Genomic DNA, 13,728 nt, shown 5'->3' with positions numbered 1-13,728 from the left:
TGTCATCGTCACCTGTTGGGATGAAAGGGCTGGTCCGCAGGCCCGCTCTATTGCAGGACAGGGCATGAGCCCGATTCAATTGCCCGAAAGCCGCGAAGACGCCGTCCTTCTTGACCGGGCGGATCCTCTGGCATCCCGCCGCGACCTCTTCGCCTTGCCACCGGATGTGACGTATCTGGTTGGCCATTCGCTCGGCCCTGCCGCTCACAGCGCCTTGCAGCGGGTGCAGGATGCGGCGGCGCGGGACTGGGCCGATGGTCTCGTCCGGTCGTGGAACAGTGCGGGATGGATTGACCTGCCGGCCCGCGTGGGCGCGCGTCTGGCAGAGCTGATCGGAGCGCGGAGCCATGAGGTCGTGGTTTGCGACAGCGTCACCGTGAACCTGTTCAAGCTGGCGGTGTCCACCCTGCCGTTGGCTGGACATCGCTCCATTGCAGTGTGTGAGGATGAATTCCCCACCGACCGCTATATCGCCAAGGGCATGGCCGAGCATCTCGATATTCCGGTCGACATCTATCGCCGGAAGGATGAGCCGGCGGTGCTGGCCAAGGGCGGTGTGGTCCTGAAAAGCGCTGTGCATTTCCGGGACGGACTGGTCGCCGATATGACGGCGGACGAAGCGGTTGTTGCGGCTTCGGGCGGTGTGATCATCTGGGACCTCAGCCACGCGACGGGGGTCATGGACCTGGCCCTGAATAATGCCGGTGCCCGATTTGCGGTGGGGTGTACGTACAAATATCTCAACGGCGGGCCCGGTGCGCCATCGTTTCTTTACGCGAGAGAGGATGTGGCCGACAGGCTGCGCACGCCGCTGCCGGGCTGGCTGGGACACGCTGAACCCTTTGCTTTTGCCGCTGAGTACGAACCGGCTGAAGGTGTCGCCCGGTTCGTCGCGGGCACGCCCAACATCCTTTCCCTGGCCGCGCTGGATGGGGCGCTGGATGCTTTCGACGGCGTATCGCTCGGCGATCTACGACACAAAGCCATGGCGCTGGGCGCCCTGTGCGTTTCGCGGGCGGAGGCCATGGGTCTTCAGATCCAATGCCCGGCCGATCCGGCAGACCGGGGCGGGCATGTAAGCCTGTCTCATCCCGACGGCTATGCGGTGGTGCAGGCTCTGGCAGCAGATGGCATCCTCGCGGATTTCCGCACACCGACGACGATTCGCTTCGGTTTCTCACCGCTGTTCATCAGCCATACGGAGGTGTGGGACATGATGGATCGACTTCAGAATATCCTCGACAATCGGTTGTGGGACCGACCAGAGTTCAAGCATCGCCAGAAGGTGACCTGACGGAATCACAAAGGGGCCCTTGCACAGATCTGATTTTCAACTTAGTTTGAAAAACAGACGGGAGGCGGCTCAGTGGATGACGCGATTGAGATTAAGGGGCTGGTGAAGCGCTATGGCCCATTGATGGCCGTTGACGGCATTGACCTCACCATTCGGCGCGGCGAGATTTTCGCGCTGCTCGGCCCGAACGGGGCCGGTAAAACGACGACGATCGAGATCCTTGAGGGCTTCCTGCGGGCCGATTCCGGGACCGTGCGGGTGCTGGGCCATGATCCCGCAAAGGGGGAGGTGGCTCTGCGGCAGCGGATCGGCATTGTTCCCCAGGAATCGGTGGCCGACCCCCATTTGACGGTCCGGGAAATGGTCCAGATGGCCCATGGAACGTATCCGGACCCACGGCCCGTTGATGAACTCATCACTCTCGTCGGACTTGCCGCCAAGGCCAATGTGCGGACCGGCAAGCTCTCGGGCGGGCAGCGCCGTCGCCTGGATGTGGCCCTGGCTCTGGTCGGTAATCCTGACCTTCTTTTCCTGGATGAACCGACGACCGGGTTTGATCCAGATGCCCGGCGGCAAGCATGGGCTTTGATCCGCACTCTCAATGAGGCCGGGCTGACGGTCATTCTGACCACGCACTATATGGACGAAGCCCAGAATCTGGCGAACCGGATTGCCGTCATCGTCTCTGGACGGATCATTTCTGAAGGGACGCCTGCGGCGCTGCGTCGGGCTGTCGCGAAAGACGCGACGATCCGGTTTTCTCTCAACGGTGACAGCGCAACATTGCCCTCATCGATCAGCGGTTTTGTGACCACACATCATGATAATGCCTACACGCTGGTGGTGCCGAACGAGCGGGTTATCCGTGTCGCGAATGAACTGACCGGCTGGTCGGTCGCCAATGGGATGGAAATAGCGGACCTCGAAATCATCCGCCCCAGCCTCGAAGATATCTATCTGTCTCTCATCAAATCAGCGGAAGCGGAAGGAAGCCCGTCATGAGTTCATGGTTTTCGGTCACCGCGCATCATTTGCGGTTCGCGGCTCTTTCCTATTTCCGCAATCCCAGTGCCGCTTTTTTCGGGATCGGCTTTCCCGTCATCCTGCTTCTGTTCAATGGGATGTTCTTTGGCAAAATGCAGCCGGGCGACGGCATCCTGAAATTCTATGTCGCGTCCATGTCAGCATTCGCAATTATTTCCGTCTGCTTCACCGGCCTGGCGATCACGCTGGCATTTGACCGCGATCAGGGACGGTTGAAACGGCAACGGTCAACGCCCACGCCGATCTCTGCCTATGTGGCTGCCCGCATCCTGTTTTCGATCATCGTCGGATTGGCTACTGTTCTCGTCTGCCTGCTGATCGGTGGATTGGTGTTCGGGGTGGTGCCGGATGCCATATCGCTGATCCTGTTTTTCGGTGTGATCGTGCTCGGCGCGGCGTGTTTTTCCGCGCTCGGACTGGCGGTCGTGAACATGGTGCCAAACGCGCAGGCGGCACCGGCCATCCTGAACGCCATTTCCTTCCCGCTGCTCTTCGCGTCGAATATTTTCTTCCCCGTACAGAACAGTCCGGGTTGGCTGGTTGCGATCACGGGGGCGCTGCCATTTCGCCCGTTGGGGCAGTTGGCTGTGGGCGCCTTGACGGGTGGAGACGTGCGCCTGCTCGACGCGCAGATTTTGCTGGCGTGGACAGCCGGCGCGGCCATCCTCGCCATCCTATTCTTCCGCTGGCGGCCTGCGCGCTAGGCTGATGACCTAGCAGCAGGCACCGGCGGATGTGACCCCGGCGCTGTCATCCTCGAAAGGCACGTTTGTTCCGCAGCCTTCGAAGATACCGTAATGAGTCGTCATATCGCCGATGAAAGAGAAATGCTCCGCAAACCGCGTTTCGGCCAGCATCCGCCATGTGTTCCCGCAGACAGGAAAAACCTTTCCCTTTTCAATGACATGGTGACCGTCAAGAATAAACGCATCCGGCGCGTGTTCCACCGTGCCCTTGTAGATCACGGCCTGTCCATAATCTTCACAGGCAGGCTCCAGACCGTCGAGATTGAACAGCCTGTAGGTGGCGGACCAGAAGCGTGACTGTCCCAGTTTCTCCTTGAGGATTTCGTTCTCAATCGTCAGCGGGCGGGCGGTGACGAGGCGGGGGTCAGCAAAACCTGCGCCTTTCGACATGTTGATGAAATCGTTCCAGTACAGCGCGCCGCCAAGGCATTCGCCATACAGCACAGGGTCGCTGACGACCGATTCCGGCAGGCGGCGATCGGCGTAGACATCGGAAAAATAGAACTCGCCGCCGGGCTTGAGCAGGGATTTGACGTGCCGCAGAACCGCAGGCTTGTCCGTGCAGAGATTGATCACGCAGTTGGAGACGATGACGTCAAAGGAGGCAGGTTCGAGGCCGATCTGGTCGAGTTCCTCAAGCGTGCCTTTTTCGAATGAGACATTGGCAAAGCCGAACTTCTCGGCGTGCCAGGCCTGATGGCGGCGTGCGACGTCCAGCTGCTCGTCGGTCATGTCGACACCGACGACATGGCCCTCAGGGCCGACCATCTGCGCCAGGGCGTAGACATCCCGCCCTGAGCCCGAGCCAAGGTCGAGCACGCGCGCGCCCGTAAGCTTGAGGGGGGCGATCAGCCCGCAGCCATAATATTTTGCCATCACTTCGTCGTGGATGTCGCTCAATATGGCCTTGTGCCAGCGGGGAATGTCCTCAGTCGTGCAGCACGCATCGGTCTTGAGGTCTTCAGACCCCTGCAATGTCTTGCCGTAATATTCGCTGACGATCTGTTGGTTCATGGTGTCTCCGGTCTTGATATTCGTAATGTCCTGGGGTCTAACACGCATCAGTGACGGGCTTTTGCTGTTTTTGAGAAAAAGTCCCGTTCAGGCCTTCACGGCCCCCCGTCACGTTCTTATATCTGTCCTGCGCGACAGAAGGTTACGCAATGCAACTGAAAATGCTCAAGTCCAAGCTCCATGGCGCGACACTGACCATGACCGACCTTCATTACGAAGGGTCGATCGCCATTGATGCTGATCTGCTCGACGCTGCAGGGATTCTGCCTTTCGAGCATGTGGACGTCTGGAACGTGACGAACGGTCAGCGCCTTGCGACCTACGCGATCGAGGGAGAGCGCGGCTCTGGTCAGTTCATGCTGAACGGTGCTGCGGCCCGGCTGGCGCATGCGGGGGATAAGGTCATCATCGCCACGTTCGGCATGGTTGATGCCGCAGAGGCCCGGAATTACAAGCCGACTGTTGTCCTCATGAACGACGACAACACCATCCAGAAGATCATCTGACCCCTGTCAGCGCTGTTTCTGGCGGGCGACCAGTGTGACGCCAATGGCGCAACATACGAGCGCCGCCAGATGATAGACGGAAAAAGGCTCACCGAGAATCGGTACGGCGAGAAGGCTTGTTGCCACCGGCCCCGCTGTACCCAGAATAGCGGCCCGTGATGGGCCGAGGCGACCGAGCGCCTCGTTCACCAGAAAAGCAGGCAGAACCGTCCCAATCGTCGCGATGCCGAACACGGCGATCATGGCGGTCGGTGTGGTGACAAAGCCCGCTCCGCCATCGCCGAGCAGCGCGGCACCGCCGGCGTGAGTGGCAACCGCAAGGCTCGACACCGACATGGCCGCAGCGGTGAAAAACCGGCTGCCCATTTTTGCGATCAGCGGTTTCGAGATGATGACATAGGTCGCAAAAGTCGTCGCCGACAGAAAGACGAGCAGCGAGCCGTACAGGATGTCGGCCGATGCCCGGCCGGGGGCGGCGGCGCTGAAATCATGTCCGAAAACCATCAGGATCCCAAGATAGGTGATGCCGGCTGCAGCCAGAATGACGGGTTCAGGCGCTCGTCGCGCCATGACGGCCGTCGCCATCACCACCAGCACGGGATAGCTGAACAGGATCAGCCGTTCGAGCTGCACAGAGATATAGGTCAGGCCGTAGAAACTCAGCCATGCGGCGAGATAATAACCGATGACCCCGCAAATGATCAGACGGATCTAGTCGGCGGTCAGGATTGTCGGCCGCCGCTTTTTCCATCCGCCATATCCCACGACGATGAAGAAGGGCAGGGCCATCAGCATTCGGAAGGAGATGAGCGCGATCGGCGACATCCCATCATCATAGGCAAACTTCGCAAGCAGTCCCTTGGCCGAGAACAGGACGGCGCCGATGACCGCCATGGCGATACCGACGCGATCTGCCGTGAAGGTGCGCCCTTCGCCTGTCGGCGTGTGACCGCCAGTCGCGGCGGCCTCCGCATCGGGGCGCGGTGGGGGGACGGCATCATCAGGAGGCGCGGACATGAAGGGCCTTCAGAGCGTTACGCAGGGAGCTTCCGCTATGTACCCGTTCATTGCCCAGGTGAAGGATCGTTAGGACCCTCTGCCTTGCCATTTGGACGGTTTCAGTCGATAGTAACTTACCGAAATTCGATAAAAGGCATATTGATGATGATATGGAAAATGCCCGTTGCGGCTCTGTCCGGCCTCCTGCTGGCATCGGCTTGCGCGACCACTGACACGGTGCCGGTCTGGCCCGAAGGACAGGCGGAATCCGCTGCCCGCTTTGAAAAAGACCTGACCACCCTGGCGAGCGACGCCTATGAAGGGCGCGAAGCCGGGACGCGCGGTTACCTCAAGGCCGTCGAATATGTGAGCAAGTCATTCGCCGAGATCGGCGTGAAGCCAGCCGGTGATGAGGGCTATCTGCAGCAGGTGCCCCTGCGCCGCGCCACCATGGTGCCCGATGGGGCGGGTCTGACCATTAATGGTGAAGACATGGTCCTCTATCAGGACTATTTCACGACCGCATCGCCAACGATGGAATCCGTCGACGTGACGGGCGAAGTTGTCTTTGTCGGCCATGGTCTGGTCGCGCCGAAATTCGGTATTGATGATTATGCGGGCGTCGATGTGCGCGGCAAGATTGTTGCCATCGCCTCCGGCGTGCCAGATGGACTTCCCTCTGAAGAACGCGCGCACTTCCAGAGCGGCAGCACGAAGATGGCCATTGCCCAGCAAATGGGTGCCATCGGTGTTCTCGGGATCTCTGAAGACCGCGCTGAGGATGATCAGGGTAAGGCGCAAATGGTGTCTTACGTCAGCCGCCCGGACGAAATGGTGGCCTATCCTGAAGGCCAGTCAGGCAAAGTTGACATCTACACGTTGCTCAGCAAGGCCGGGACGGAGAAACTGCTCGAAGCTGCCGGACTGGGTGTCGACGAAATCTTCAGTGAAACGATGACCGCGCGGCCGCTCGGCGTAACGGCTCGCCTGACATCGAAGACGACGTTTGATGATTACACGGCCCCCAACGTGGTCGGAGTCATCAAGGGCTCGGATCCGGCGCTGGCCGATGAGTATATCGTTCTGACCGCGCACCTTGATCACATCGGCATGCTGAAGTCTGTCGAGAAGGACAAGGACCTCATCAATAACGGTGCGATGGACAACGCCACGGGCGTGTCGACGCTGCTGGAAGAGGCCCGCAAGTTTAAGATGGCGGGCAATGCACCGAGGCGGTCAGTTCTTTTCGTCGCGCTGACGGCGGAAGAGAAAGGTCTTCTGGGGTCTGAGTATTTCGCGCGGAATCCGACGGTGCCAGCATCGTCAATGGTCGCCAACGTGAACCTCGACATGCCGATCCTGCTCTATGATTTCACCGACGCCATCGCGTTTGGTGCGGAGCACTCCTCGATCCGTCAGATCGCCGCCGATGCAGGGGCGACCATGGGCGTGAAGCTCTCGCCTGATCCTGTGCCGGACATGGTACTGTTCGTTCGCTCGGACCACTATAACTTCGTGAAGGCTGGCGTGCCGTCGATCTTCCTGTTCCCCGGCTGGGAAAATGGCGGTCAGGAGAAGTTCACCTGGTTCCTCCAGAACAACTACCACCGTCCAGGCGACGAGCCGACGCAAGGCGAAGCCGGCATCCTCTATGACGTGGGCGCCAAGTTTGCTGAACTGAACTTCCGAATCGCCAAGGCGCTGGCGGATGCAGATGAACGCCCCACTTGGAACGAGGGCGACTTCTTCGGCGATACTTTCGCGCCGAAGTCGGGGATGTAATCTCTCCAGCGGAAAGTCTGTTTTTTCGCTCTGAACTGTGAAAACCTCGCCTTTTCCGGGCGAGGTTTTTTCATGGACGTCAGTTTTGACCGATCAGCACACTTTCTTTATAGCAGTCGCCGTGAGCAGCTGATCGAGCACCTTTTCCTCGCCGAACTTCTTCGCGCGCTTTGGCTGCGCAGAATTTATGATGCGGAAGTTCTAAAGGCTGAGGTCGATGCGGCTGGCTATGATGTTGTGGTGGAAGTCGGCGGTGTTCTTCGTCACATTCAGCTGAAAAGCCGTATCCGGTCGGGAAGGGCGTCAGCGGTGACCATAAGTACAGCACTGTCCGCCAAACCTTCTGGCTGTGTGCTGTGGATCCTGTTCGAAGCTGTGACGATGACACTTGGGCCGTTTCTCTTTTTCGGCGGTGGCGTAGGTGAGAAACTGCCCGACCTCGGAGACCGGACGGCGCGCCATACAAAGGCGGACAGTACCGGCCATAAAGCGGAACGATCAGCGCACAGGCGCATTTCGAAATCAAAATTTGAAACTTTGAATTCGATGGATGAAGTCATCGATAAACTCTTTTTAAGCCCCGCAGAAACAGGTTTGATAGAGTAATGTTCTTGACCTGTTCTCCGTTTCGGCCGAAATGAGGCCCCGATGCTTTGCGACCTCGCCATTCAGGATATTGTTCTTATTGACCGACTGCATCTGCATGTCGGCGGTGGCCTCACGGCGTTGACCGGTGAGACTGGGGCGGGCAAATCCATCCTGCTCGACAGTCTCAGCCTTGCCACAGGTGCTAAGGCGGACAAGGGGCTCGTCCGACATGGTGCAGAGAAGGGCATCGTTGCCGCAACTTTTGATGCGGATGCGGATCATCCTGTCTGGGCGCTGCTAGAGAACAACGGACTGTCGACTGAAGACGACACCGTGACCCTTCGCCGGATCCAGATGGCGGACGGAAAATCCCGCGCTTTCATCAATGATCAGGCCTGCAGCATCGCCTTGTTGCGGGAGGTGGGCGAAGCGTTGATTGAAATCCATGGCCAGCATCAGAGCCTGGGGTTTCTGAACGCGGCAGTTCATCGCGACCTGCTCGATCAGTTTGCAGATCTGACTGACGACAGCGCGGCTGTGGCGCGTGCGTGGTCTTTCGTACAGGCACTGGAAGAAGATGCCGCGCAGCAGGCGCGAGATCGCGACCAGGCCCTGCGGGAGGCGGACTATCTGCGCCATGTCTCGGAAGAGCTTGCCCGGCTGAACCCCGTGGCCGGTGAAGAAGAAGAACTCGCCGAACGCCGCGCCGTTCTGATGGCTGCAGAAAAGGTGGCAGGTGATCTGCGAGATGCCTTGGACGTGTTGGAAGATGATGGCTCGGGCCGACGGCTGTCGACTGCTGCAGCGCAGATCGAGCGCGCGGCAAGCCGGTTGCCCGATGCCGATGCGGCACCGCTGACCGAAGCCGTGGCGCGCCTTGATGCCGCAATGGAAGAATTTGCCGGTGCACGCGCCGCCGTTGTTGCCGCAGCCGACGCTTTTGTTCAGAACCCTGAAGAACTGAATGTCGTCGAGGAGCGTCTTTTTGCTCTGCGCGCGGCGGGGCGGAAGTTTTCTCGACTGCCGGATCGGCTGGCGTCGTATCGGGAAGAAGTCGAAGCAGCGCTTGAAAAGCTCGACCGGGGCGATGCGGATTTCGCTGCCCTCAACAAGAAAATTGGCGAGGCACGAGCGCAATTCGACAAACTGGCCACCGCGCTGTCGGCCAAGCGCACCAAAGCGGCCAAGTCGCTCAGCGCGGCCGTGAAGAAAGAGCTCGCGCCGCTGAAGCTTGGTCATGCCGTCTTCAAGGCCGACGTGTCTGAGACTGAACCCGGCGCCCACGGTGTCGACAAGGTGCGGTTCCTCATTTCCACCAATCCAGGCACACCCCTGGGGCCGTTGAGCGCGATTGCTTCGGGCGGTGAACTCTCACGCTTCGTCCTTGCCCTGAAGGCTGTGCTGGTGGCCAAGGAAGGGCGGACCGTCATCATCTTCGACGAGGTCGATTCGGGCGTTGGCGGTGCCGTCGCCGATGCGGTCGGAGAGCGGCTGGCGCGTATTGCAGAGGGCAGCCAGGTGCTCGTGGTAACCCACAGCCCGCAGGTCGCAGCCCGCGGACAGGCGCATTGGAAAGTGGAAAAATCCGGCAAGAAAGCGCTTCTCACAGCCGTCCGTCCCCTTAAACAGGATGAACGAATTGAGGAGATCGCCCGCATGCTGTCCGGCGCTGAAGTCACCGATGAAGCCCGTGCCGCTGCACGCAAACTCCTGGCGTCAGCCCATACCGAAGCGGACCGGTCCGCAGCATGAGCGAGACCGCCGTGGATGACCTGACCGAGGCTGAAGCTCGGTCTGAGCTGCAGCGCATTGCTGATCAGATGGCGCTTGCCGATCGCGCCTATTACGAAAACGACGATCCGGTCATGACGGACGCGGACTATGATGTCTTGCGACGGCGCAATCTTGCGATTGAAGAGCGCTTTCCTGCGCTGAAGCGTAGTGACAGCCCATCGGAAAAGCTGGGCGCCGCGCCCTCTGGCCGGTTTGCCAAAGTCCGTCACGCGGTGCCGATGCTGTCCTTGGACAACGCCTTCAACGATGACGATGTCACGGAATTCTACGACCGTATACGGCGGTTCTTGGGCTTGGAGGGCGATGAGGAAATTGCGCTGACAGCGGAGCCCAAGATTGATGGCCTCTCAGCGAATATCCGCTATGAACACGGCCAGCTGGTCCTTGCGACCACGCGTGGGGACGGCGCGGTGGGTGAGGACATCACCCAGAACGTCCTGACCCTGAAGAATGTACCGCACCAGCTCGACAGCGTACCTGATATTCTGGAAGTTCGGGGCGAGGTCTATCTGGGCAAGGCCGATTTCGCGGCCATGAACGAGGCGCTTGCCGCTGAGGGCAAGAAGATTTTTGCCAACCCGCGCAATGCGGCGGCTGGCGCGCTCAGGCAGAAGGATCCTTCGGTCACGGCCTCTCGGCCATTGAAATTCTTTGCCTATAGTTGGGGGGAGATCAGCGCCCCGCTCGCAGATACCCAGTTTGGTGCGGTTGAGCGTTTGGGCACGCTGGGGTTTGAGATCAATCCGCTGATGGCGCGTACTTTGACAACGGCCGAGACGATCGCGCACTACAGGTCGATCGAAGAACAACGCGCGACCCTCGACTATGATATTGACGGCGTCGTCTACAAGGTTGACCGACTGGACTGGCAACAGCGCCTGGGCTTTGTCACGCGCTTTCCGCGGTGGGCGATAGCCCATAAATTCTCAGCTGAGCAGGCCCAGACCATCCTTGAGCGGATCGATATTCAGGTCGGGCGGACGGGTGCGCTGACACCGACCGCGCGGCTGCGGCCGGTGACGGTCGGCGGCGTCGTGGTCTCCAACGCCACGCTGCATAATCAGGACGAGATTGAGCGGCTGGATGCGCGCGAGGGTGACACGGTCGTCATCCAGCGCGCTGGCGACGTGATCCCCCAGATCGTCCGGGTCGTGACCGAGAAGCGGCCGAAAGGCACTTCCGCCTATGTCTTTCCCGACCACTGTCCGGTGTGCGGATCGCGCGCGGTGCGGGAGGAAAATCCGCGGACCGGAGAACGCGATGTGGTGCGAAGATGTACCGGCGGCCTCGTCTGTCCGGCTCAGGGGATTGAGCACCTCAATCACTTCATATCGCGCAAGGCCATGGATATTGATGGCCTCGGCGAGCGCCAGATCAGGGATCTGTTTGGTCGCCATCTCGTGCGCGAGCCGGCGGATATATTTACCCTGCAAGAGCGCCTGAAAGACAATAAGACAATCGGGACGTCGGACCTGCAGTCCTACAAACGTCTCGCGCCAACGAAGTCGAGACCGCACGCGGTGTGGACGGATGACGTCACCAATGCAAAGTCACTGGAAAACCTTTTCGCCGCTATTGAGGATGCGCGCACGCGACCGCTGCCGCGCGTCCTGTTTGGCCTTGGCATCCGCCATGTGGGCGAGGTGACCGGTCGTCTGCTCGCGCAGCGATTTGAGAGCTTTGAACGCTTCGTCGAAGCCGGACGCAAGCTTGCTGATGGTGATGAAGAGGAGCGTCGCGAACTGATCAGTATTGACGGTATCGGCGAGACGGTCGCCGATGCACTGGCCGACTTTTTCCGTGAACCGAGGAACGTGTCTGCTGTCGAGCACCTGATGGCACAAGTCACGCCTCCGCCGGTTGAGAAGGTGGCGTCCTCAAGTCCTGTGTCCGGCAAGACGGTCGTCTTCACGGGCAAGCTCGAGGAAATGACGCGCGATGAGGCGAAGGCGAGGGCCACCAGCCTTGGGGCCAAGGTTGCCAGTGCCGTCTCCGCCAAGACCGACATTCTGATTGCCGGTCCCGGCGCGGGGTCAAAGCTGACCAAGGCGGAATCGCTCGGTGTGCAGACGATGACTGAGGGCGAATGGCTCGCCCTCATTAACGGTTAGATCGCTGCCGTCCGCTGCTGCAGCCAGGCGGCGGTTTCGTCTGGCAGGAGTGACGTCAGCGCCTCACGCACCTGGGCGTGGTAATTATTGACCCATGCCAGTTCGGCGTCTGTCAGCAGGTCCTTGTTGATCAATTCACGTTCCAGCGGCGCCATCGTGATCGTTTCAAAACCCATCATCTCGCGTTCGCCGCCGTCAATTGGCGCTGGCTTGGTGACGATGATGAGGTTTTCAATGCGAATGCCGTAGGCGTCGGTCTTGTAATAGCCCGGCTCGTTTGAGCAGATCATGCCGGGCATCAGGGCCTGACGGATCGGTTTCTTCGAGATGTTCTGGGGACCTTCATGGACGCCCAGATAGCTGCCGACGCCATGACCGGTACCGTGGTCGTAATCAAGACCAGCCTCCCACAGCGGCAGACGCGCCAGCACATCCAGCTGGTGACCCGACGTCCCCTTGGGGAAGCGCGCCGTTGCAAGGGCGATATGGCCCTTCAGCACCAGCGTATAATGATCGCGCATTTCCTGCGTCGGCTCGCCGACCGCAATGGTGCGTGTAATGTCGGTCGTGCCGTCCTGATATTGCCCGCCGGAGTCGACGAGATACAACGTACCCGGCTCAATGGCGAGGTCGGTTTTGGTCGTGACGCGGTAGTGACATATGGCACCGTGCGGCCCCGCGCCCGAAATGGTGTCGAAACTGACATCGCGCAGCGCATTCGTTTCCGACCGGAAGGCTTCAAGCTTCTGTGCGGCACTGATCTCAGTCAGTGTACCCGTTGGTGCGGTCTGGGCGAGCCAGTGGAGAAAACGGGTGACGGCAGCGCCATCGCGGATATGCGCCTGACGGGACCCCGCCAGTTCGATCTCGTTCTTGATGGCACGCGGCAGGGCGCACGGGTCTTCGCCCTCTATGATCGACGCGCCACTCGCGGAAAGAACCTCGACGAAGTGAAGCGGGGTCAGCGCAGGGTCCACGAGAACGCAGGCTCCGCCCTGAGCCAGATCCTTCAGTTCGTCGTCGATATCGGCTTCATCAACGATGATGACATCATCACCGACATGCCGGTGCAACGTCTTGTCGACTTTCTCCGGGCGCAGGAACAGGCGAGCCGTCCCATCAGCAAACAGGATGGCCCGGCCAAGGGGCAGGGGGCTGGCATGTACATCGTCGCCGCGAATGTTGAACAGCCACGCGACAGAGTGTGGTGCCGTCAACAGGGCCGCTGATGCGCCGCGCTTTGACAGGGCCTCACCCAGACGTTTGCGTTTGGACGCAGATGATTCGCCGGAAAATTCGTCCGGATGCGGCACAACCATGGTGCAGGGTGGTTCAGGTTGATCAGCCCAGGCCACGTCGATCGGGTTTTCCGTCAGCGCTTTCAGCACAAAGCCTGTCCGTTTCGCGGCTTCCGCGAAAGAGGCCAGCCCGGCCTTGGACATCAGTAGGGGATCATACCCAATGACGCCGCCGCCACCGACATTCTCGCACAGCCATTCGGCCGGATCTTCCTCGGGCGTGATGTGAAGGGAGAAAAGCTCCGTATCGACCTGGTCTTTCAACTGGATCCGGTAACGCCCATCGGAGAAAACAGCGGCCTTGTCCTCCAGTACGATCCCAAGGCCTGCTGAGCCTGAGAATCCGGAAACCCACATCAGCCGTTCGGCATAGGGGGGAAGGTATTCGTTCAGATAGGCGTCGTCATGGGGAACGATCAGGCCATCCAGTTCCATATCCTTCAGGACCTTGCGCAGCGGCGGCAGGTGCTGACTGGCAAATGTCTTGTCGGAAGCGGGTTCAAAAGTCTGAAACATGGGGACCTCACGGACGTCAGTTCGAATTGGGTACTC

General features: G+C 60.0%; 12 protein-coding genes. 8 read left to right on the top strand and 4 right to left on the bottom strand.

The window, feature by feature from the left end:
* The first annotated feature begins 64 nt into the window (after window positions 1-64).
* From RUI03_RS08880 to RUI03_RS08870, 3 genes are all read left to right on the top strand, one after another.
* Window positions 65-1,294 carry a kynureninase gene (locus RUI03_RS08880; protein ID WP_317287101.1) on the top strand — a complete coding sequence of 410 codons (1,230 nt, stop codon included), beginning with the start codon at window positions 65-67 and terminating at the stop codon, window positions 1,292-1,294.
* 72 nt (window positions 1,295-1,366) lie between these two features.
* Window positions 1,367-2,296, top strand: coding sequence for an ABC transporter ATP-binding protein (locus RUI03_RS08875; RefSeq protein ID WP_317287100.1), 930 nt, complete (start codon window positions 1,367-1,369; stop codon window positions 2,294-2,296).
* Window positions 2,293-3,042: an ABC transporter permease gene (locus tag RUI03_RS08870; protein ID WP_317287099.1), complete on the top strand. Its 750-nt coding sequence runs from the start codon at window positions 2,293-2,295 to the stop codon at window positions 3,040-3,042. The genes RUI03_RS08875 and RUI03_RS08870 overlap by 4 nt, the downstream gene beginning before the upstream one ends.
* 9 nt (window positions 3,043-3,051) lie before the next feature.
* On the opposite strand, the gene RUI03_RS08865 is transcribed toward RUI03_RS08870, so the two are convergent.
* Window positions 3,052-4,098, bottom strand: coding sequence for a methyltransferase domain-containing protein (locus RUI03_RS08865; RefSeq protein ID WP_410795936.1), 1,047 nt, complete (start codon window positions 4,096-4,098; stop codon window positions 3,052-3,054).
* A 149-nt stretch (window positions 4,099-4,247) separates the two neighbouring features.
* On the opposite strand from RUI03_RS08865, the gene panD reads away from it, so the two are divergent.
* Window positions 4,248-4,604: an aspartate 1-decarboxylase gene (panD, locus tag RUI03_RS08860; RefSeq protein WP_317287097.1), complete on the top strand. Its 357-nt coding sequence runs from the start codon at window positions 4,248-4,250 to the stop codon at window positions 4,602-4,604.
* Between the two features lie 6 nt (window positions 4,605-4,610).
* On the opposite strand, the gene RUI03_RS08855 is transcribed toward panD, so the two are convergent.
* Both RUI03_RS08855 and RUI03_RS08850 read right to left on the bottom strand, forming a co-directional pair.
* Entirely contained in the window at window positions 4,611-5,237 is a 627-nt protein-coding gene (locus RUI03_RS08855; RefSeq protein ID WP_317287096.1) for a DMT family transporter, read from the bottom strand.
* Window positions 5,238-5,315: 78 nt separating this feature from the next.
* Entirely contained in the window at window positions 5,316-5,621 is a 306-nt protein-coding gene (locus tag RUI03_RS08850) for a hypothetical protein (RefSeq protein ID WP_317287095.1), read from the bottom strand.
* Window positions 5,622-5,765: 144 nt separating this feature from the next.
* Between RUI03_RS08850 and RUI03_RS08845 the strand changes: the two genes are divergently transcribed.
* From RUI03_RS08845 to ligA, 4 genes are all read left to right on the top strand, one after another.
* Complete coding sequence (locus tag RUI03_RS08845) at window positions 5,766-7,385, top strand: M28 family metallopeptidase (protein ID WP_317287094.1); 1,620 nt, start codon at window positions 5,766-5,768, stop codon at window positions 7,383-7,385.
* Between the two features lie 72 nt (window positions 7,386-7,457).
* Window positions 7,458-7,991, top strand: coding sequence for a hypothetical protein (locus RUI03_RS08840; protein WP_317287093.1), 534 nt, complete (start codon window positions 7,458-7,460; stop codon window positions 7,989-7,991).
* Between the two features lie 42 nt (window positions 7,992-8,033).
* Window positions 8,034-9,725, top strand: coding sequence for a DNA repair protein RecN (gene recN, locus RUI03_RS08835; protein ID WP_317287092.1), 1,692 nt, complete (start codon window positions 8,034-8,036; stop codon window positions 9,723-9,725).
* Window positions 9,722-11,878: an NAD-dependent DNA ligase LigA gene (gene ligA, locus RUI03_RS08830; protein WP_317287091.1), complete on the top strand. Its 2,157-nt coding sequence runs from the start codon at window positions 9,722-9,724 to the stop codon at window positions 11,876-11,878. The genes recN and ligA overlap by 4 nt, the downstream gene beginning before the upstream one ends.
* Here the strand turns inward: ligA and RUI03_RS08825 are convergent.
* Window positions 11,875-13,692 carry an aminopeptidase P family protein gene (locus RUI03_RS08825; RefSeq protein ID WP_317287090.1) on the bottom strand — a complete coding sequence of 606 codons (1,818 nt, stop codon included), beginning with the start codon at window positions 13,690-13,692 and terminating at the stop codon, window positions 11,875-11,877. The genes ligA and RUI03_RS08825 overlap by 4 nt on opposite strands.
* Window positions 13,693-13,728: the final 36 nt, after the last annotated feature.

Source organism: Parvularcula sp. LCG005 (assembly GCF_032930845.1).
Taxonomy (GTDB): domain Bacteria; phylum Pseudomonadota; class Alphaproteobacteria; order Caulobacterales; family Parvularculaceae; genus Parvularcula.
Note: the sequence above shows the minus strand (reverse complement) of the source record. Positions and strands in the feature narration are given on the sequence as shown.

Bases quoted from the DNA above. Each gene is read 5' to 3' on its own strand.
- RUI03_RS08880 (WP_317287101.1), top strand. From the start codon at position 65: ATGAGCCCGATTCAATTGCCCGAAAGCCGCGAAGACGCCGTCCTTCTT.
- RUI03_RS08870 (WP_317287099.1), top strand. From the start codon at position 2,293: ATGAGTTCATGGTTTTCGGTCACCGCGCATCATTTGCGGTTCGCGGCT.
- RUI03_RS08865 (WP_410795936.1), bottom strand. From the start codon at position 4,098: ATGAACCAACAGATCGTCAGCGAATATTACGGCAAGACATTGCAGGGG.
- panD (WP_317287097.1), top strand. From the start codon at position 4,248: ATGCAACTGAAAATGCTCAAGTCCAAGCTCCATGGCGCGACACTGACC.
- RUI03_RS08850 (WP_317287095.1), bottom strand. From the start codon at position 5,621: ATGTCCGCGCCTCCTGATGATGCCGTCCCCCCACCGCGCCCCGATGCG.
- RUI03_RS08845 (WP_317287094.1), top strand. From the start codon at position 5,766: ATGATGATATGGAAAATGCCCGTTGCGGCTCTGTCCGGCCTCCTGCTG.
- RUI03_RS08840 (WP_317287093.1), top strand. From the start codon at position 7,458: ATGGACGTCAGTTTTGACCGATCAGCACACTTTCTTTATAGCAGTCGC.
- recN (WP_317287092.1), top strand. From the start codon at position 8,034: ATGCTTTGCGACCTCGCCATTCAGGATATTGTTCTTATTGACCGACTG.
- ligA (WP_317287091.1), top strand. From the start codon at position 9,722: ATGAGCGAGACCGCCGTGGATGACCTGACCGAGGCTGAAGCTCGGTCT.
- RUI03_RS08825 (WP_317287090.1), bottom strand. From the start codon at position 13,692: ATGTTTCAGACTTTTGAACCCGCTTCCGACAAGACATTTGCCAGTCAG.